A 19,546-nucleotide genomic window follows, 5' to 3' on the forward strand; every position below is an offset into this window, starting at 1 on the left:
TCCGAACGTCGGCGTCGATCTCGCGCGAGATCGACGCCGACGAGCCTCGGTGTCAGTCGCCGCCGGGGCCCTCCTCTAGGTCACCTTCCACCTGCAGGTAGACCTCACGCAGTCCCCGCAGCGTTTCGGGGTCCGGCTCCGCCCACAGTTCGCGGTCGGCAGCCTCCAGCAGCCGTTCGGCGATCCCGTGCAGTGCCCACGGGTTCGACTCGGTGAGGAACTTCTGGTTCTGCTCGTCGAAGACGTAGGTCTCGGCGAGCTTCTCGTACATCCAGTCGCCGACCACTCCGGTGGTCGCGTCGTAGCCGAACAGGTAGTCCACTGTGGCCGCGAGCTCGAAGGCACCCTTGTAGCCGTGCTGGCGCATCGCCGAGACCCAGCGGGGGTTGACCACACGGGAGCGGAACACCCGCGAGGTCTCCTCGTGCAGCGACCGCGTCTTGATCGAGTCCGGCCGCGAGCTGTCCCCGATGTAGGCGGCGGGAGACTCGCCGGTCAGCGCCCGCACCGTGGCCACCATCCCACCGTGGTATTGGAAGTAGTCGTCCGAGTCGGCGATGTCGTGCTCGCGCGTGTCGGTGTTCTTGGCCGCCACCGAGATCCTGCGGTAGGCGGTCTCCATGTCCGACCTCGCCTCGACACCGTCCAGCTCGCGACCGTAGGCGAAACCACCCCAGACCGTGTACACCTCCGCGAGATCCGAGTCGTCGCGCCAGTTGCGGCTGTCGATCAGCGACAGCATCCCAGCACCGTAGGCGCCCGGCTTCGAGCCGAAGATGCGCATCGTCGCGCGACGCTCGTCGCCGTGTTCGGCGACATCGGCCCTGGTGTGCGCCCGAACGTGGTTCCACTCGTCGGGCTCGTCCAGTTCCGCGACCATCCGGAAGGCGTCGTCGAGCAGGTTGACCACGTGCGGGAAGGCGTCCCGGAAGAATCCGCTGATCCGCACCGTGACGTCCACCCGCGGGCGCTCGAGCTCGTCGAGCGGAATCGTCTCCAACCCGTTCACCCGGCGCGAGGAGTCGTCCCAGGTGGGACGGACACCGATCAGCGCGAGTACCTCGGCGATGTCGTCACCGGAAGTGCGCATCGCACTGGTACCCCACACCGACAATCCCACTGAGCCGGGCCATCCCCCGTTGTCCTCGCGGTAGCGCTGCAGCAGCGACTCCGCGATGGCGTAACCGGTGTCCCAGGCCAGCCTGCTGGGGATGCCCTTCGGGTCCACCGAGTAGAAGTTCCTGCCGGTGGGCAGCACGTTGACCAGGCCGCGCAACGGGGAGCCGCTCGGCCCGGACGGGATGTAGCCGCCGTTCAGCGCGTGCAGTGTCGAGCCCATCTCGTCGGTGGTGGCCGCGAGTCGGGGGACGATCTCCGTGGCGGCGAACCGCAACACCTCGGGAACCCGTTCCGGAACCTCGCCCAGCACCGCGCGGCAGACTTCCTCGGCCTTCTCACCCCGCCAGCCGTGCTCCTCCATGGCCGTCACCAGCGAGTGTGCCCGCTCTTCGACGTCGTCCACCCGTTCCCGGGCCTCCGAACCGTCCTCGGCGAGTCCCAGCGCCTCTCGCAGTCCCGGCACCGCGGCCTGCTGACCACCCCACATCTGCCGCGCCCGCAGCATCGCCAGTACCAGGCCGACCCGGGCCTCCCCGGCGGGAGGATCCCCGAACACGTGCAGCCCCTCCCGGATCTGGGCGTCCTTCACCTCGCACAGCCAACCGTCGACCTGCATCAGCATGTCGTCGAACTCGGCGTCGTGCGGGCGCTCCGCCAAGCCCAGGTCGTGATCCAGCTTGGCGGCCTGCATCAGCGTCCAGATCTGGCTGCGGATGGCGGGCAGCTTGGCCGGGTCCATCGCCGTGATGTTGGCGTGCTCGTCGAGCAGCTGTTCCAGCCGCGCGATGTCGCCGTAGCTCTCGGCACGGGCCATGGGAGGAACCAGGTGGTCCACCAGGGTGGCGTGCACCCGGCGCTTGGCCTGCGTTCCCTCACCGGGGTCGTTGACCAGGAAGGGGTAGATCAGCGGCAGATCGGCGATCGCCGCGTCCGTGGCGCAGGCCGCCGACATGCCCGCGGTCTTGCCCGGGAGCCATTCCAGATTGCCGTGCTTGCCCAGGTGCACCAAGGCGTGCGCGTCGAAGTCGTCGACCAGCCAGCGGTAGGCGGCCAGATAGTGGTGACTCGGGGGCAGGTCCGGATCGTGGTAGATCGCGATCGGGTTCTCCCCGAAGCCACGTGGTGGCTGGATCATCAGCACGACATTGCCCGCCCTGATGGCGGCGAGCACGATTTCGCCCTCGGGGTCCTGCGAGTAGTCCACGAACAGCTCACCGGGCGGCGGCCCCCAGTGTTGTTCGATGTCGGCGCGCAACTGTTCGGGTAGCGAGTCGAACCACTGCCGGTACCGCCCGACGGGGATACGTACCGGGTTGCCGGCCAGCTGTTCCTCGCTCAGCCAGTCGCGGTCCTGTCCGCCTGCCGCGATCAGCGCGTGGATCAGCGCGTCACCGTCCTGCGCCTCGACACCGGGCAGCGCGTCCGGGCCCTCCGCCGGACCGATGTCGTAGCCCTGCTCGTGCAACGATCGCAGCATCCGTACCGCGGACACCGGAGTGTCCAGCCCCACGGCGTTGCCGACCCTGGCGTGTTTGGTGGGGTAGGCCGAGAGCATCAACGCAAGGCGCTTGCGTTCGGCGGGGATGTGTCCCAGCCTCCCGTGCCGAACCGCGATCCCCGCGACGCGCGCCGCGCGTTCGCTGTCGGCGACGTAGACCGGCAGTCCTTCCGAGTCGTTCTCCTTGAACGAGAACGGTACCGTTATCAGCCTGCCGTCGAACTCCGGAACCGCGACCTGGGTGGCCATGTCCAACGGGGACAGTCCCTCGTCGTTCTCCTCCCAAGCGGCGCGGCTGCTGGTCAGGCACAGGCCCTGCAGGATCGGGATGTCCAGTTGCGCCAGTGCGCCGACGTCCCACGCCTCGTCGTCACCACCGGCGGTGGCCACCGCGGGCTTGCTGCCCCCCGCGGCGAGCACAGTGACCACCAGGGCGTCCGCGCCGCGCAGCGTTTCGAGCAGTTCCGGGTCGGGGGTGCGCAGCGAGGCGCAGAACAGCGGCATCGCCTGTCCGCCGGCGTTCTCGATCGCGTCGCAGAGGGTGTGGGCGAACGCGGTGTTGCCCGCCATGTGGTGCGCCCGGTAGTACAGCACCGCCACGGTGGGACCCTCCAGCCGCCCGGGCGTGCGCTCCAGCCTGCCCCAGGTGGGAGTTTCCTCCGGTGGGGCGAAGCCGTGGCCGGTCAGCAGCACGGTGTCGGAGAGGAAGTGGAACAGCTGGGTCAGGTTCTCCGGTCCACCGTGGGCCAGGTAGGCGTGCGCCTCGGCGCACACTCCGCCCGGGACCGTCGAGCATTCCATGAGCTCGGCGTCCGGTTGTTGTTCACCGCCGAGTACGACCACCGGGCGTGGCCCCTGCAGCAGGACGTCGAGTCCTTCCTCCCACGCCCTGCGGCCGCCGAGCAGCCGCACCACGACGAGGTCGGTCCCGTCGAGCAGACCGGGGAGATCGTCCGCACCGACCCGGGCGGGGTTGGCGAGCCGGTAGTCGGCGCCGCTGGCCCGTGCGCTGAGCAGGTCGGTGTCGGAAGTGGACAGCAGCAGGATCATGCGATTGGCTCCTCGGCGTCGAGAACCGGGGGGACCGACCAGGACAGGACGCGCGATGCACGCGCGTTCGAACGGCGCATCAGTAACCTTCCCAGGGGTCCTCGCCCCTTTTCAGTGGCGGCGGTGGTCGGAGTCTCCTGGCTGCCGGATCATCGCTCGCTCCGGTCTTCCCATCTCCACGAGACAGTGACCGTCTACGGAGTTCGCTCCTCGGTGACAGTGGCGGGACCGCGCCGGACTCGCACCGGCTTCCTCCGTGATCCACCGCAGATACGCGCTCCAGTTTCGGGAACGTGCGGATCCCTCGTCAAGCTGCGGGCACACCCCGGCCCGCCATCGTGTCGCGGCGCACAGTGGTGCGGCCCGTAACATCGCCGGAGTGTCCGAGTACTACAGCGCCGACCGCGACAGAGCCGACGCGTGCCCTGGTGCGCTCCGGGTTCATCAGGCCGCGGACGGTGGGCTGGCGCGGGTCCGGGTTCCCGGTGGTCGACTGGAGCTCCGGCAGCTGCGCGCCCTGACGAAGGCCGCCGTCGAGTTGGGAAACTCCACGGTAGAGCTGACCTCGCGTGCGAACCTGCAGCTGCGCGGTGTCGAAGCTCCCGACGAGCTGGGACGACTGTTGGCCGAAGTCGGTCTGCTGCCTTCGCTGACCCACGAGCGGGTGCGCAACATCATCGCCGCTCCCTACGCGGGACTCGACGGTCGTGGCCGACTGGGCTCGGTGCGTTGGCTCGCCGCGGAGCTCGACGCCCTGCTGTGCGCCGAGCCCGCGCTGGCCGAACTCTCCGGCAGGTTCCTGTTCACCGTCGACGACGGCAGCGGTGATCTGGCGCGGTTGCGCGCCGACGTGGGGTTGCTGCCGGTGTCCTCCGACAGCGTCGCCGTGCTGCTGGCGGGGAGGGATTCGGGAGTGCGCGTCCCGCCCGGTGCGGCGCCCGCCGCCGCGGTCACGGCGGCGTGCGAGTTCCTCGCCACGCGGGAACGGCACGGTGCCACGGCGTGGCGAGTGGCCGAGTTGGACACGCTGGATGAGTTGATCGACGCGCTTCGTGATCGTGCGGGGCAGTGCTCGGGATCCGTTGCCGATGTCACATCGCGGTGGTCCGTCTCGTTCGCCGAATGGCCGAAATCCCAGGAAAGGCCCACTGTCGGTGAGCTGACTCGCTCCGAGGGGCGGGTGGCCCTGGGTGTGGGAGCGCCGCTGGGGCGCTTGTCCCCGGCGCAGCTGCGTTGCATCATACGAGCGGCCGAAGCCGCGTCGGGTACGGTCCGACTGACGCCCTGGCGGACGGTGGTCGTCCCCGGCGTCGCCGAAGAGGAGTGTTCGACGTGGCTCTCCGCACTGCACTCGTGCGGTCTGATCGTCGAAACAGCCTCGCCGTTCAACGGCGCGACCGCCTGTGCGGGGGAACCCGGCTGCGCGAAGTCCCTGGCAGACGTCCACCGGGACGCCGCGCGTGGGCTGGCCTACGCCGAGGCGGTGGACGACGGAGGCACCGACGCCGGTGTCCTGCCGGTGCACTGGGCCGGTTGCTCGCGCCGCTGCGGGCTTCCGCGTGGTCCGGTGGTGGAAGTACTGGCGAGCCCCTCCGGCTACCGGGTCAGTTCCACCGCGGAGTCCGGGACCGACACCTGGGCCACGGCGGCGGGGACGGAGGAGGTGGCCGAGGCCGTCCGGCGTGCCCGACACGTCGGGCCGAGCACCCTCGAGCCCGGGAACGGACACGAGGACGACCAGCAGGAAACGGGTGACGAGGACAACCGGTGATCGAATACATCCGGGACGGCAAGGAGATCTACCGGCGCTCCTTCGCGACGATCCGCGCCGAAGCCGGGCTCGACGAGCTGCCGTCGGACGTCGCCGGTGTGGCCGTGCGCATGATCCACGCCTGCGGCATGGTCGACCTCGTCGACGATCTCGCCTTCTCGTCCGGAGTGGTCGGTGCCGCGCGCGAGGCGCTGGCCGCCGGTGCTCCGGTGTTGTGCGACGCGGAAATGGTGGCCGCGGGGGTGACGCGACGCAGGCTGCCCGCCGCCAACGAGATCCTGTGCACCCTGTCCGACCCGCGGGTCCCGGGCCTTGCCCGTCAGCTGGAAACCACCCGCAGCGCGGCAGCCATGGAGCTGTGGCGCGGCAGGCTCGACGGAGCCGTGGTCGCGATCGGCAACGCTCCCACCTGCCTGTTCCGATTGCTGGAGCTGATCGAGGAGGGCGCGGGAACACCGGCGGCGGTCCTGGGGATTCCGGTCGGGTTCATCGGTGCGGTCGAGTCCAAACAGGCGCTGGAGGAGCACCCCGGCTGCCCCGAGTACCTGGTGGTGCACGGCAGGCGCGGCGGTAGTGCGATGACGGTCGCCGCCATCAACGCGATCGCGAGCGAGGAAGAGTGAGCAGCCAACACAGCAACGACCCCGTGCCCGGCCGACTGTTCGGAGTGGGGCTGGGACCCGGTGATCCGGAACTGGTCACGGTCAAGGCGGCACGTCTGATCGGTGCGGCCGACGTGGTCGCCTATCACAGCGCCAGGCACGGCAACAGCATCGCCCGTTCGGTGGCCGAGCCCTATCTGCGTGGTGACCAGATCGAGGAGCCCCTGGTGTATCCCGTCACCACCGAGACCACCGATCACCCCGGGGGTTACCAGGGCGCGATCGACGAGTTCTACACCGAGATCGCGGGCAGGCTGGCCGCCCACCTCGCCGCGGGGCGCGACGTCGCGCTGCTGGGCGAAGGCGACCCGTTCTTCTACGGCTCCTACATGCACATGCACAAACGGCTCTCGGGTCGGTTCGACACCGAGGTCGTGCCGGGCGTCAACTCGGTCAGCGCCGCTTCGGCCGAACTGGGACGTCCCCTCGCCGAACGAGACGAGATCCTCACGGTGCTGCCCGGCACCCTGGAGCCGCACGCCCTGGCCGAGCGGTTGCGGGACACCGACGCCGCCGCTGTGCTCAAACTGGGACGGACCTTCGAGGGAGTGCGGGAGGCCTTCGAGAAGGCCGGCTGCCTCGACAGTGCCTACTACGTGGAACGTGCCAGCACAAGGCGCCAACGAGTCGAGAAGCTCGGCGACGTCGATCCCGAAAGCGTGCCCTACTTCTCACTGGCGCTGCTGCCCAGTCCGGTGGGGGAGGCCAGCGGCGCCACCGGGGCGAGCGAGGAAGTACGCAGCGGCACCGGTTCGGGGCCGGGCGGTCTGAGCGTGGTCGGACTGGGGCCTGCTGGTCGGGAGTGGACGACTCCCGAGGCGCAGGCGGCGCTCGGCGCCGCCGACGATCTCGTGGGCTACGGTCCCTACCTCGACCGGATTCCGAGCAATCCGCGTCAACGCAAGCACCCCTCGGACAATCGGGTCGAAGCCGAGCGGGCCGCGGCGGCTCTGGAACTCGCCGCCACCGGACGCGAGGTCGTCGTGGTCTCGTCCGGCGATCCGGGTGTCTTCGCCATGGCGAGCGCGGTGCTGGAAGCGGCCACCGATCCGGCCTACGAACACGTGAACGTCCGCGTGCTCCCAGGCCTCACCGCTGCGCAGGCGGTGGCCAGCAGAGCGGGAGCGCCGCTCGGCCACGACTACTGCGTGCTCTCGCTGTCCGATCGCCTCAAGCCGTGGAGCGTCATCGAACAGCGGCTGGAGGCCGCCGCGAGTGCCGATCTCGCGATGGCCGTCTACAACCCGGCCTCCGCGAGCAGACGTTGGCAGGTCGGTGCGGCCCGCGACACCCTGCTCCGGCACCGTGCTCCCGAGACACCGGTGGTGATCGGCAGGGACATCGGAGGTGCGGAGGAGGACGTTCGGATCGTCCGGCTCGACGAGCTGGATCCGGAACAGGTCGACATGCGGTGTCTGTTGCTGGTCGGCTCCTCCACCAGCAGGGTAGTCGAGCGTTCGGACGGTGCGACCGTGTTCACCCCACGCCGTTACCCGGCATGAGAACCGCGTTCCCGGAACCAGGTGAGTGCCTCCGCCACCGTGTGCACCACCGGTGCGGGCGGGAGGTCCGGCTGTCGCACGAGTACCACCGGCAGTCCCAGCCTTCGTGCGGCGTCCAGCTTCCCCTCGGTCATGCTGCCTCCGCTGTTCTTGCTCACGATTACCTCTATCCGGTGAGTTCGGAGCAGCTCCAACTCGGCGGCGGTGTCGAACGGTCCCCTGGCGGTAAGCGTGGTCATGTTCGGGGGAAGTGGTTGTTCGGGCTCCTCGACGGTGCGCACCAGGAACCAGATGTCCCGTGCGGCGGCGAAGCACCCCAGTTCCTGGCGCCCGGTGGTCAACAGCACGCGCCGCCCGAGCTCGCCGACCTTTTCGGCGGCCTCGGCCAGCGAGTCCACCTGGTGCCACTCGTCGGCCGGCCCCGGAGACCACGCCCTTCTCCGCAGCACCAGCAGTTCGGTTCCCGTGGTTTCGGTGGCCGATACCGCGTTCTCGGTCATCCGCGTGGCGAAGGGGTGGGTGGCGTCCACCACGGTCCCGATCCGTTCCGCGCGGAGATACTCGGCCAGTCCTTCCCGGCCGCCGAACCCGCCGATCCGGACCTCACCGACGGGCAGTTTCGGTTCGCGAACCCGGCCCGCGAGCGAGGAAACCACCGAAATTCCCAGCTGAGCGAGCTTTTCGGCCAGTCGCCTACCCTCGCCGGTGCCGCCCAGCACGAGGACACGCGGACTCATCGTTACCCCTCAAATCGAGTGCGGACCTCCGGTGGCGCCCCCGCGCTGGGGCCCGGAACATCGGTGGGACCGCGGTCTTCCGGGTTCCCGACGCGGACGGGCCGGACCGGTCGTAAGGTCGAGCTCGTCGCCGGTGAGCTCGGGCCGCCGAAAATCCCTGGTGCCTTCGGCGGCCGGGCTCGGTGACCGTGAACTCCGCAGTCAGGACGACCAATCGAACCCGTTGGAGTGCATTCTGCCGTGGCGAACGAAAGCGTCGAGCAGTCGGGTGGGCTCCGGTACGGCTGGACCACCGGGGCCTGCGCCCTGGCCGCCACCACAGCCGCTTACACGGCGTTGCTCACGGGTGACTTCCCGGATCCCGTACCGGTGCGGTTGCCAAAGGGGCACTGCCCGTCCTTCGCGCTCACCCGCGAGAGCTCCGGCCCGGGCTGGGCGTTCGCGGGAGTGGTCAAGGACGCCGGGGACGATCCGGACGTCACCCACGGTGCCGTCGTGCGTTCCCGTGTCACCCGTGGCGAGCAGGGCAGCGGGGTTACCTTCCGCGCGGGAGCCGGTGTCGGCACCGTCACCAAGCCCGGCCTGCCGCTGGCCGTCGGTGAGCCCGCGATCAACCCCGTTCCCCGCAGGTTGATCACCGAAGCGGTCACCGAGCTCGCCGGGAGACACGGAGACTCCGGGGACGTGGTGATCGAGATCTCGGTCGAGGACGGCGCGGAGCTGGCCGGACACACCTGGAATCCGAGGCTGGGGATCACGGGTGGCCTGTCGATCCTGGGCACCACGGGAGTGGTGATCCCGTACTCGTGCTCGGCGTGGATAGACAGCATTCGGCGGGGGGTGGACGTGGCCCGTGCCGAGGGGCTCGAACACGTGGCGGGCTGCACCGGCAGCACGTCGGAGCGCACGGTCGTCGAGCTCCACGGGCTCGCCGACGAGGCGCTGCTCGACATGGGCGACTTCGCGGGAGCGGTGCTGAAGTACCTGCGCAGACACCCGGTGGCCCGGCTCACGATCGCGGGCGGCATCGGCAAAATGGCGAAGCTCGCCGACGGCCACCTGGATCTGCACTCCAAGCGTTCCCAGGTCAACTTCGCGCAGCTGTCCCGGCTGGTGCGGCAGGAGGGCGGCAGCGCGGAGCTGGCCGAACGCGTGAGCGGTGCCAACACCGCTCTCGACGCGCTCCAGGGGAGCCTCGCCGAGGATTTCCCGCTGGGGGACGTCGTCGCTCGTCACGCACGCGAAGTGGCCCTGGAAACGCTGCGCGGATCAGCCGTGGAGGTCGAGGTGATCGTGATCGACCGGGGTGGCGGAATAGTGGGACGTACTTCTCCGAGGTTCTGACGGGAGTTCGCCCCCCGACACCGCCCGACGAATCGACGTCCGGCCTCCACGGCGAGGCCCCCACACCTCATGCACGGGTGATCACTCGCGACAACGGTTCGCCGAGTAGAGGTGGCTGTCCGGGAACTCACCCGCCGTGAGCACCTCGCCCACGACGATCACGGCGGTACGCTCGATCCCCGCCTGCCTGACCTGACCGGATATGTCCGACAGCGTGCCGCGCAGCACGACCTCGTCGTCCCTGCTCGCACCGGCGACCACGGCGACGGGGCATTCGGGCCCGTAGTTCGGCACCAACCGCTCCACTAGTTCCTCGACGCGGTTGACCGCCAGGTGCAGCACCATCGTCGCGCCGCTGTCGCCCAGCGTCTCGAGATCCTCGCCCTCCGGCATCGGGGTAGCTCGGGCAGCGATCCTGGTGAGCAACACGGTCTGACCGACACCGGGAACGGTGAGCTCTCGGTTCAGGGCTGCCGCCGCCGCGCTGAACGCGGGTACCCCCGGAACGATCTCGTAGTCCACACCGTGCGCGTCGAGTCTGCGCATCTGTTCGGCCACGGCGCTGAACACAGCCGGATCCCCGGAGTGCAGCCGTGCCACGTCCTGCCCCCGACGGTGGGCCGCCAGCATCTCGTCGACTATCCCGTCGAGCGTCATCCTGGCGGTGTCGACGAGTCGGGCTTCCGCCGGGCACTGTTCCAGAAGTTCTCGGGGAACCAGGCTGCCCGCGTACAGACACACCGGGCTGTTCGCGAGGGTGTCCCGGCCGCGCACGGTGATCAGGTCGGCCGCACCGGGGCCGGCACCGACGAAGTGAACCGTCATCGCTTCGTCACCGCCCACTGCGTCACCCGCATGGCGGGGCGCCAAGCGGTGAATCCACCGATCGGCGCGGCCTGTTCGATGCCGATGCGCACCAATTCGCCGCCCATCCTGCTGTACCAGTCGGACACTATCGACTCCGATTCCATCGTGACGGCGTTGACCACCAGTCGTCCGCCGGGGGCCAACGCCTCCATACAGGTCCGTAACACGTCGGGCGTGGTCACCCCGCCGCCGACGAACACCGCGTCCGGTCGTTCCAGTTCTCGTAGTGCTTCCGGAGCGGCTCCCCGAACGACGCTCAGCTCGGGAACCCCGAGTCGGGCGGCGTTGCGTACGACTCGTTCGGCACGCTCGGCGCCTCGTTCGATCGCGATCGCCCGACAGGACGGAGCGGCACGCATCCACTCGACGGCCACGCTGCCGGCTCCCGCGCCGACATCCCACAGCAGTCCACCGGGGAAGGGGCCCAACCGAGCCAGCGTGGTCACCCGCACATCCCGTTTGGTCAGCTGCCCGTCGTGCTCGAACGCCTCATCCGGCAGTCCCGGCGCGCCGGCGGTTCGGAAGCGCTCGAACGGGGGTTGCGTTTCCGCGTCGGTACGACATCGCACCGCGAGTACGTGGAGCGGCTCGGTGTTCTCCCGCAGCTCGGCCGCGCTCGTGGTCCGGTGCCGCTCGTGCGCGGCTCCCAGGTTCTGCAGCACCGTCAGTTCGCTGCGGCCGAAGCCGTGCTCGGTGAGCAGCTCGGCGACCTTCCCCGGCGTGGTCCCGTCGGAGCCCAGCACCAGGAGGCGTGCGTCCGGATCGAGCGCGGCCAGCACGTTCTCCACCGCTCTGCCGACCAGGTTGACCACCCTGGTCTCCTGCAGTGGCCATCCCAACCGGGAACACGCCAGTGACACCGAGGAGGGCTGCGGTATCACATCCAGCCGCTCCGGTCCCAGCATCCTGGCCAGGGTCGCACCGATTCCGTGGAACATGGGGTCCCCGCTCGCCAGTACGCAGACGGTGCTGTCCGCGTACTCGGCGAACAAGCCGGGCAGCGCGGGCAACAGCGGTGAGGGCCAGGCGATCCGACGGCCACTCGGCTCCGGCACCAGATCGAGCTGTCGTCGGCTGCCCAGCAGCACGTCGGCCCCGGCGATCGCTTGCCTGGCGGTCGGGGACAGCCCCGGCCAACCGTCGGCGCCGATACCCACCACCCGCACTCGCTCGGGCAGCGCCGTACTCGCCTCGTTCATGAGGATCCAGGTGCCTCGGCCGTCGTCACCCGGTTCGCGACGGCTCCTGCCACCACGTCCTCCGGGACCGCCCCGGACCGCACGTCCGCGCAGGGCGGTGGGGTCCACCCACCGCGGAAGAGGCATTCGGACACGTTCGCGGTCCTCCTTCTCCGGGCTCGTCGGGTCGCGGAACACGGTTCACCGCCGCGGACAGTCCCGTGACCGGCGGGAGTGGCTGAGTGTGCTCCGGAGGGACAGCCCTGTTCGGTGCCGCCGGCGGGTGTGTTGACCCCGGGGGCCGGATGCTCCGGACGTCGTGGGCCACTCCTACCGGGCTCCGCGCAGCGCTGCGCCTCACTTCGCTCGGCCGAGAGGGCAACCGAAGACACCGTGCCGCTCACCGGCCGACCGCGACGAGATGATTCTAGCCCACTTCGGGGGTGACGACGCTGCCGGTGAGCGGCCCGGTCCTCGTCAGGCCACGATCACGCGCAGTGCCCGTTCGCCCGCCCGCTCCGCCCTGAGCCCGGCCTTTTCCGCCACCACGGCTATCGAGTCGAGATCGTCGGGCTCTTCCTCGACACATGCCAGTGCACGCGCCAGCCGTCCCTTGTGGGCCTTGTTGTGATGGCTCACGGTCTTGCGCGAGCCATCCGCCAGTTCGGTGACCACACTTACCGCCACGGCACCGTGCGTTCTCGCAAGCGCGGCGTAGGCGCCGGAACGCAGATCCACCACCGGTGCCCGCTCGGCGGCCAGTACCGGCTCCAGCGCGGGACGCCACACGGTGCGCAGTGGGTCGAGCCCGGGCAGGGTCGAGTTCGCCGAGAGCCGGTACCCGGGTATCGGGTCCCCACCTCGGACCATGCCGAACAGCGCCGAGGCCACAGCCAACCGGTTGTCGGCACGGGACCGCTCGACCGCCGACATCGAACCGACTTCCAGTGCGTCGTAGAGCACTCCGGTGTAACGCTCCAGCGCCGGTGCGGTCGGAGAGTTCCACAGTGTGGCGTTGCGCGTGACCTCCCCCGACATTCGTTCGGACAGGCCGAGGGCCCGCAGGCTGGCGTCGGTGTCCGAGGCCAGTTCGGTCAGGGCCTCGGCCAGCCGTTCCCGTACCGGGTTGAGCTCCCCGAACGCCAGGGATTCGAGCCGCAGCGGCGCTCCGTCACCGCCGTTCGACTTGGTTTCGGACGGGGGAAGCAACACCAACACGTGAACTCGGGATCCTTTCCGTATGGGCCTGGGGTTCCGAGAGCCCGGGGCGAACCGGGCCGCGTGGGATCCACCGCAGCCTAGTAGTAGGACTTCGTCACCCCCGGAGTCGAGCGGGCAACCGCGCGGCCACGGCCCGTTCCGCGCTTCCTCAGCGCTCCTCGGGCGGCTGATCCTCCTCCGGGGCCGCGCAGGGAAAGTCCGGCACCCGCCGACGAACCAGGCTGTCCCAGCACGCTCGACAGGTCGGATACAGCAACCACTCCGTGGAACTGACCGGAGCGGGATCCAGCAACGAGCCGCACAGCGTCCGGACCTCCGACCAGCCCCACGCCCACGGCGGACGGTCGTTCCGGATCGCGTGGCGCCTCCCGTCCAGCTGCCGGGCCGGATGCCAGAACAGCGGTCCGTCGCCGTCTTCCGCGCTCATCACAGCTCCCATAGTGTGCTCGGTTCGCTCGAAGTGCGGAACAATTGAGCCACACCCACGCGTGGTGAGCGTGCGGAGAGCCGCCGCTGTGCTCCGATCGTGGGACCCGTGTCCCGCGCTTCGGAACTTTCCGCGCGGGAGCTCCCTTGCGGGAGGGGACTCGCCACTGACCGTGGTCCCGGCAGCTACGCTGCCCCGTAACACGCGAGGAGAACGCCGGGCGTAAAGGAGCGCGCAGCCGTGATCACGAGGATGTCCACGTTGTTCCTGCGTACCCTGCGGGAGGATCCGGCCGAGGCGGAGGTGCCGAGCCACCGTCTGCTCGTGCGCGCCGGATACGTACGTCGGGTGGCGCCGGGCATCTATTCCTGGCTGCCGTTGGGGTTGCGGGTGCTGCGCAACATCGAGCGGGCGGTACGGGAGGAAATGGACGCCATCGGTGCCCAGGAGATCCACCTGCCCGCACTGCTGCCGAAGGAACCCTACGAGGCCACCGGTCGCTGGACGGAGTACGGGCCGAACATGTTTCGGCTCAAGGACCGGAAGAACGGCGACTACCTGCTCGGGCCCACCCACGAGGAACTGTTCGCGCAGACGGTCAAGGGAGAGTACAACTCCTACCGCGACTTCCCCGTCATCCTCTACCAGATCCAGACGAAGTACCGCGACGAGGAACGCCCCCGCGCCGGGATTCTTCGCGGCAGAGAGTTCGTGATGAAGGACTCCTACTCCTTCGATCTCGACGACGAACAACTCCTGCGTTCCTACCAGCTTCACCGGCAGGCCTACGTGCGGCTGTTCGACCGGCTCGAGCTCGACTACACCGTGGTGTCGGCGACTTCCGGTGCCATGGGAGGGTCGGCCTCCGAGGAGTTCCTGGCGGAGTGCGCCACGGGCGAGGACACCTTCGTGCGCAGCAGTGAATCCGACTACGCGGCCAACGTCGAAGCCGTCACGACACCGGCGCCCGCCGAGGGGCGGATCGAGGATCATCCTCCCGCCGAGATTCACCACACCCCGGACACCCCGACCATCGAGACCCTGGTGGAGTTCCTCGACTCCGAGAGCGAGCAACGCACCTTCACCGCCGCGGACACGCTCAAGAACGTGCTGGTGAAGACCCGTGCTCCCGGAACCGAGGAGTGGGAACTGCTCGCGGTGGGAGTTCCCGGCGACCGCGAGGTCGACATGAAGCGGCTCGAGGCCGCCCTGGAGCCCCTGGAGGTGGCCCTGCTCGACGAGGCCGACTTCGAGGCGAACCCGTTCCTGGTCAAGGGATACGTCGGTCCGCTGGCACTGCGTGACAACGGGGTGCGCTACCTCGTCGATCCCCGGGTGGTCCGGGGCACCGCCTGGGCGACCGGCGCCGACAAACCCGACCACCACGTGGTCGATCTGGTCTGCGGCCGCGACTTCACCCCGGACGGGACGATCGAGGCGGCCGAGGTTCGGGAGGGGGATCCCTCGCCGGACGGCCGCGGCGTACTTCGCTCCGCCCGCGGGATCGAGATCGGGCACATCTTCCAGCTGGGGCGCAAGTACACCGACGCCGTCTCGCTGGACGCGCTCGGGCAGGACGGCAAGCCGAAGCGGGTCACCATGGGCTCCTACGGTGTGGGGGTCTCCCGACTGGTCGCGGCCATCGCCGAGCAGCACAACGACGAGCTCGGCCTGGTGTGGCCGAGGGAGGTCGCACCCGCCGACGTGCACGTGGTGATCGCGGGCAAGGACGAGAGCCTGGCCACCGAGGCCGAGCGGATCTCCACCGAGCTGGACGGTGCCGGTGTCCGCGTGATTCTCGACGACCGGAACGTCTCACCGGGGGTCAAGTTCGCCGATGCCGAGTTGGTCGGTGTTCCGACGATCCTCGTGGTCGGCAAGGGGTTGGCCAACGGTGTGGTCGAGGTCAAGGACCGGGCCAGCGGGGAGCGCACCGAGATCTCCACCGACCGGATCGTGGGGCATCTGGTCGGTCTGCTGCACGGCTGATCAGGGCGATGGGGTTCGCTCTGGCGAGAGCTCGTCGGGGCGGACCCCGCCCGTTCCCCATGGCGCGGGAGCCCCCGTGCAGTGGGCAGCGCGTAGTGGGGGTAGTGGGGAGAGCGTGTAATGGGCGGGGGCCCGATTCTCGACGTTGCCCGATCGAGCCTCCGCCGTTCAGCGCACCGTGCGTGCCGAGTCGACGATGCGGGGCACCACGTCCTCGCCCGGGGCGCTCGGTGAGGCGGCGGGGCGTTCGCTGTCCGCGCTCGCCACCAGCACGACGTAGTGTTCCTCGGCCTTCACCACCAGTGTCGCCATCGTGACCTTCGTGGGAAGGCACCCGGCCGCTTCGTTCGACGAGTTCCGCTCGTCCCCCAGCGTCACCGTGCCCGACAGCCGGACCGCGTCGAAGCCATCCACTGTGGTCTCACGTGGTTCCGCCGTTTCGAACGAGATCTCCGGAGCGACTCCGTTGGTGGCGTAGAAGTCGGTTCGGGCTTTCTCGTAGAAACTCTTGGCGGCATTCGACATCGTCGTTTCGGCGTCCACCCACGCGCTCACCACACGACCGGCTACCAGTGTGCGGTTGTCGCACCGGTAAGAGGGGCCGTCCACGAGGCCGTGGAAGGTTACGTTCCGAACACCGGAGATCGTGTAGCTCTGCTCGGCCGGTAGGACGTTCCAGCTCTGCGGTACGTCGTAGGCGAACTGGCTCCGCTCGTTGTAGCCCACCTGCCAGCCCTCGATCACCGGCTCCGGTGCCGGAGGCGCGGTCCAGGTGCTCGTCGAGGACCGCTCCTCGTCCGCGGCGACGTTGCCGCCGGACGGCGAGGAGGTGGTTCCGTAGTAGATGCTGATGGTGATCGCACTCGCCAACAACAGGACGGCGAGCGTGAGCCCCGTAACCACCATCCATCGGGTTCCCCGACGGTTCCCGCCACTGACGGGTTCGTCGAACGTGCCGAAGCCGCGGTAGATGGATTCCCGGGGCATCCCCGAGTGGCTGGAATCGGACTGCCAGCCGTACGGACTGGACCGGGAGTCCGTCGACCAACTCCCTGCGGAACCACCGGAATGGGGCGGCCACTGTGGATACTGCTGACCGCCTCGCGGGCCGAATCCTGATTGGCCGGACGTGTTGTCGTACGGCCCACGGGGTGGTTGCGTCACACCGGAAAGATTACCGGTCCCGGGCCCTGGGGAGGTCCGCCACCGTGGAGGGGACCGTCCGGTTCAGCCGCGGAGGAAACTCATCCGGATCCGCCGGGTCGGGTTGTCGGTGTTGGTGTCCACCAGACACACCGACTGCCACGTTCCCAGCGCCATGCGCCCCCCGAGCACCGGTACGGAGACGAACGGCGCCACGAAAGCGGGTAGCACGTGGTCACGTCCGTGGCCGTAGGAGCCGTGCCGATGTCGCCAGCGGTCGTCCGCCGGGAGCAGCTCGCGCAGCGCGGCTAGCAGGTCGTCGTCGCTGCCCGCCCCGGTTTCGATGACGGCGATTCCCGCCGTGGCGTGGGGGACCCACAGGTGCAGCAGACCCTCGTCCCCTTCGGCCCCGCGCAGGAACTTCTCGCACTCGGTGTTGAGATCGCGCACCACTTCGCGACCACCGGTGCGTATCTCGACCTCTTCGCTGTGCATGCCCGGCAGTCTAGGCCCTCCGACGACATCCGGTCGGGTGGAGTCGTCCCGGGTGGGCCGCTGACGTGCCGTGTCCGGCTAGGCCCTCCGACGACATCCGGTCGGGTGGAGTCGTCCCGGGTGGGCCGCTGACGTGCCGTGTCCGGCTAGGCCCTCCGACGACATCCGGTCGGGTGGAGTCGTCCCGGGTGGGCCGCTGACGTGCCGTGTCCGGAAGGCCGGAAGATTCTCGATGTGATCGTCACCGGTCCTCGTCGCGGTATCGTCTCGACGTGCGCGAGTCGTTCGGTGCGAGCTTCGAGGTCCCGACCGGTTATCTCGACACCGCGAGCATCGGGATTCCGCCCGTTTTCGCGGCCGACTCCGTGTCGGCGGTGATCGACAGGTGGCGTACCGGTCGACTCGCCGCCACCGAGTTCGACGAGTTCGTGGTTTCGGCGCGGCGGGACTTCGCTCGACTGGTGGGCGTTTCCCCGGAACGGGTGGCCACTGGAAGTTCGGTGGGACAACTGGTCGGATCGGTGGCGGCTGGCGTGCCCGACAACAGCAGCGTGCTGGTGGTCCGGCGGGAGTTCACGAGCGTGGTGTTTCCGTTCGCCGCACAGCACGACCGTGGCGTGCGGGTTACCGAGGTCGCCCCGGACCGGTTGTTCGACTCCCTGCCAGAGCACGACGTGGTCGCCGTCAGCGTGGTGCAGTCCGCCGACGGCGCGATGGTGGATCCCGACCGACTGCGCGCGTTCGCCGAGCGACACGGTGTCCGGGTGCTGCTCGACGTGAGTCACGCGGCGGGCTGGATGCCGTTGGAACTGCACTGGGCGGACTGGGTCGTGGGATGCGGCTACAAGTGGTTGCTCACGCCGCGCGGTGCGGCCTGGCTGGCGGTCGGTCCGAGTGCACCGTGGCCGCGTCCGCACGGCGCGAACTGGTACGCGGGGGAGGACCCGTGGCAGAGCATCTACGGTCTGCCGCTGCGGCTGGCGAGCGACGCGCGTGCGCTGGACTCCTCACCGGACTGGTTCGCACAGCTGGGAGCGGCGAGCTCGCTGCGCTGGTTGGTCGGACTCGACAGGGCCGCGATCCGCGAGCACTGCCTCGCGCTGGCCGGGGCGTTGTGCTCGGAGCTGGGCCTGGCCGAACCCGATTCGCCCATAGTCTCCTTCGAGGCGCCCGAAGCGCTGTCCCGGTTACGTGATGTCGGTGTTCGGTTCTCCGAACGGGACGGCAGGATCCGGGTGGCTTTCCACGTCTACAACACGGCGGAGGACGTTCGAATGCTCCTGGACGCGCTCCGGTCCGACCCCGCCTTCCCGGCGTAGTTGATGTGCTGTTCTCTGCCCGAGCGTTACCCGCTACGGTAGGTGCCCGTGTCGGATCACCACGGTGCACCCGAACAGATGACGGGGTCGCAGCAAAACTTCGAGCGCGGGGACACCGCGCCACTCAACGCTGTCCGCGGCGGCCACGGGGGGTCACCCGAACGAGCAACGCCGGCGTGGAACGGGGATGCTCGTTCGGAAGGGGCCGGCGAGGAGCGCACCCGACCGACGTTTCCCCCGCCCGAGCGGGCCAATCACGGGCAGCCCCAGCACCCCCGATCCCAGCCTTCGCACCCGCAGCACTCCCAGGGGGCCCAGCCTCCGGGCCCGGCGCCGTCCGGGCCGATACCGGGAGCCGGTCAGGTTTCCCCGCCGTCCGATCCGACACGGGGAAATGCCGGGTACGGCGCCTTCGGCGCAGAAGTGCCGAACGGCGCTCCCGGAGGCGGTTCATCCGCTTCCGGAGGCGGGATCACTCCGCTGGGGTGGGCGAAACGCGCGCTGCTGCTCTGCGCGGTTTCGGTGGTCTCCGGACTGCTGTGGGTGGTGATCAAACCGAGTGCGCCCCCGGCCCCCTCCGACGACTCCACCACGGATCCCGGAAAACCCCGGACCGCCTACGATTTCGCCCCCGGGCTCAGCGACGAACCCGCCAACTGCGCGGAGCATTCGACCGGCAAGATCTCGGACTTCTTCGCCGACCACCCCTGCGAACACCTCACCCGTGCGCTGTACACCACGCAGTTGGAGAACGGGGAGAAGGTGCTGACCTCGGTGGTTACCGTGCGCATGCCCGACGCCGAGAGCGCCGAGCAGCTGGAGCGCATGGCCACCCGAAACGCCACCGGCAACATCGAGGATCTCGTCACGGCGGGGCGCGACCTGCCGGAGAAGTACCCGAGCCTGTCACACGACTACGGATACGACTCGAAGCAGCGGCAGCGCTTGGTGGTCATCGGCGAGTCCTCCTATTTCGGGCGCAGTGACAGTGATGACGGCAGGCTCAAAAACGTCACCACCGAAGCCCTCAAACTCGGCGCGTACCAGGACAAAAACCCCGATTGACGGGTTCCTCACCCAGCTGCCGTACCGAGCTCGCGAGACCGAGGCGCGGGGCGTCGATTTCGCGTGAGATCGAGCCACGCCATGATCGGGGCGGAGCCCGTGGTCGATCGCCGGGGATCACCGCGTGCCGCCCCGGCAGCCGGCGCCGGCCACCCCGCT

Annotated in this window: 15 protein-coding genes and 1 riboswitch; of the genes, 7 read left to right on the forward strand and 8 right to left on the reverse strand. The window is 69.3% G+C overall.

The genetic code is table 11. The features are described from left to right. Positions 1–52: 52 nt before the first annotated feature. Positions 53–3,667, reverse strand: a complete 3,615-nt coding sequence (gene cobN, locus BLR41_RS07430) for a cobaltochelatase subunit CobN (protein ID WP_092627280.1) — start codon at positions 3,665–3,667, stop codon at positions 53–55. A gap of 130 nt (positions 3,668–3,797) precedes the next feature. After that, positions 3,798–3,922: riboswitch (cobalamin riboswitch) on the reverse strand. 124 nt (positions 3,923–4,046) lie between these two features. Between cobN and cobG the strand changes: the two genes are divergently transcribed. Genes cobG through BLR41_RS07445 form a run of 3 tightly spaced genes read left to right on the forward strand, consistent with a single transcriptional unit; the run spans position 4,047 to position 7,602 of the window. Further along, entirely contained in the window at positions 4,047–5,438 is a 1,392-nt protein-coding gene (cobG, locus tag BLR41_RS07435) for a precorrin-3B synthase (RefSeq protein ID WP_092627281.1), read from the forward strand. Continuing rightward, entirely contained in the window at positions 5,435–6,061 is a 627-nt protein-coding gene (locus BLR41_RS07440) for a precorrin-8X methylmutase (RefSeq protein ID WP_092627282.1), read from the forward strand. Before cobG ends, BLR41_RS07440 begins: the two co-directional genes overlap by 4 nt. Before the next feature lie 23 nt (positions 6,062–6,084). Then, positions 6,085–7,602: a precorrin-2 C(20)-methyltransferase gene (locus tag BLR41_RS07445; protein ID WP_092627541.1), complete on the forward strand. Its 1,518-nt coding sequence runs from the start codon at positions 6,085–6,087 to the stop codon at positions 7,600–7,602. On the opposite strand, the gene BLR41_RS07450 is transcribed toward BLR41_RS07445, so the two are convergent. After that, on the reverse strand, positions 7,590–8,339 hold the full coding sequence (locus BLR41_RS07450; RefSeq protein ID WP_092627283.1) for a cobalt-precorrin-6A reductase: 750 nt from the start codon (positions 8,337–8,339) through the stop codon (positions 7,590–7,592). The two genes, BLR41_RS07445 and BLR41_RS07450, sit on opposite strands and share 13 nt — an antisense overlap. A 240-nt stretch (positions 8,340–8,579) precedes the next feature. Here BLR41_RS07450 and BLR41_RS07455 point away from each other — a divergent pair, with 240 nt between their 5' ends. Then, entirely contained in the window at positions 8,580–9,683 is a 1,104-nt protein-coding gene (locus tag BLR41_RS07455) for a cobalt-precorrin-5B (C(1))-methyltransferase (RefSeq protein ID WP_092627284.1), read from the forward strand. An 81-nt stretch (positions 9,684–9,764) separates the two neighbouring features. On the opposite strand, the gene cobM is transcribed toward BLR41_RS07455, so the two are convergent. From cobM to BLR41_RS07475, 4 genes are all read right to left on the reverse strand, one after another. Then, positions 9,765–10,508, reverse strand: a complete 744-nt coding sequence (gene cobM, locus BLR41_RS07460; protein ID WP_092627542.1) for a precorrin-4 C(11)-methyltransferase — start codon at positions 10,506–10,508, stop codon at positions 9,765–9,767. After that, positions 10,505–11,749: a precorrin-6y C5,15-methyltransferase (decarboxylating) subunit CbiE gene (cbiE, locus tag BLR41_RS07465; protein ID WP_092627543.1), complete on the reverse strand. Its 1,245-nt coding sequence runs from the start codon at positions 11,747–11,749 to the stop codon at positions 10,505–10,507. Before cbiE ends, cobM begins: the two co-directional genes overlap by 4 nt. A gap of 456 nt (positions 11,750–12,205) precedes the next feature. After that, entirely contained in the window at positions 12,206–12,946 is a 741-nt protein-coding gene (gene yaaA / locus BLR41_RS07470; protein ID WP_092627285.1) for a peroxide stress protein YaaA, read from the reverse strand. 151 nt (positions 12,947–13,097) lie between these two features. Further along, complete coding sequence (locus BLR41_RS07475; RefSeq protein WP_092627544.1) at positions 13,098–13,376, reverse strand: HC3 family zinc finger protein; 279 nt, start codon at positions 13,374–13,376, stop codon at positions 13,098–13,100. 240 nt (positions 13,377–13,616) lie between these two features. On the opposite strand from BLR41_RS07475, the gene BLR41_RS07480 reads away from it, so the two are divergent. Then, positions 13,617–15,365 carry a proline--tRNA ligase gene (locus BLR41_RS07480; protein ID WP_092627286.1) on the forward strand — a complete coding sequence of 583 codons (1,749 nt, stop codon included), beginning with the start codon at positions 13,617–13,619 and terminating at the stop codon, positions 15,363–15,365. A 168-nt stretch (positions 15,366–15,533) separates the two neighbouring features. On the opposite strand, the gene BLR41_RS07485 is transcribed toward BLR41_RS07480, so the two are convergent. Together BLR41_RS07485 and BLR41_RS07490 are read right to left on the reverse strand one after the other, a co-directional pair. Next, positions 15,534–16,271, reverse strand: a complete 738-nt coding sequence (locus BLR41_RS07485; RefSeq protein WP_092627545.1) for a DUF8017 domain-containing protein — start codon at positions 16,269–16,271, stop codon at positions 15,534–15,536. A 321-nt stretch (positions 16,272–16,592) separates the two neighbouring features. Further along, on the reverse strand, positions 16,593–17,003 hold the full coding sequence (locus BLR41_RS07490) for a YjbQ family protein (protein ID WP_092627287.1): 411 nt from the start codon (positions 17,001–17,003) through the stop codon (positions 16,593–16,595). A 272-nt stretch (positions 17,004–17,275) separates the two neighbouring features. Between BLR41_RS07490 and BLR41_RS07495 the strand changes: the two genes are divergently transcribed. Next, positions 17,276–18,322 (forward strand): aminotransferase class V-fold PLP-dependent enzyme, encoded by a 1,047-nt coding sequence (locus tag BLR41_RS07495; RefSeq protein ID WP_092627288.1) that lies wholly within the window; start codon positions 17,276–17,278, stop codon positions 18,320–18,322. Between the two features lie 423 nt (positions 18,323–18,745). Further along, a complete protein-coding gene (locus BLR41_RS23450) occupies positions 18,746–19,387 on the forward strand; it encodes a hypothetical protein (RefSeq protein ID WP_245693974.1) in 642 nt (213 codons plus the stop codon). Positions 19,388–19,546 lie beyond the last annotated feature (159 nt).

Origin of the sequence: Actinopolyspora mzabensis (genome assembly GCF_900101095.1) — a bacterium.
Classification (GTDB): Bacteria; Actinomycetota; Actinomycetes; order Mycobacteriales; family Pseudonocardiaceae; genus Actinopolyspora; species Actinopolyspora mzabensis.

Excerpts from the sequence above, each read along its gene's own strand:
- BLR41_RS07490 (WP_092627287.1), bottom strand. The coding sequence starts at position 17,003 with ATGCACAGCGAAGAGGTCGAGATACGCACCGGTGGTCGCGAAGTGGTG.
- cobN (WP_092627280.1), bottom strand. The coding sequence starts at position 3,667 with ATGATCCTGCTGCTGTCCACTTCCGACACCGACCTGCTCAGCGCACGG.
- BLR41_RS07450 (WP_092627283.1), bottom strand. The coding sequence starts at position 8,339 with ATGAGTCCGCGTGTCCTCGTGCTGGGCGGCACCGGCGAGGGTAGGCGA.
- BLR41_RS07485 (WP_092627545.1), bottom strand. The coding sequence starts at position 16,271 with ATGGTGGTTACGGGGCTCACGCTCGCCGTCCTGTTGTTGGCGAGTGCG.
- cobM (WP_092627542.1), bottom strand. The coding sequence starts at position 10,508 with ATGACGGTTCACTTCGTCGGTGCCGGCCCCGGTGCGGCCGACCTGATC.
- BLR41_RS07475 (WP_092627544.1), bottom strand. The coding sequence starts at position 13,376 with ATGAGCGCGGAAGACGGCGACGGACCGCTGTTCTGGCATCCGGCCCGG.
- cbiE (WP_092627543.1), bottom strand. The coding sequence starts at position 11,749 with ATGAACGAGGCGAGTACGGCGCTGCCCGAGCGAGTGCGGGTGGTGGGT.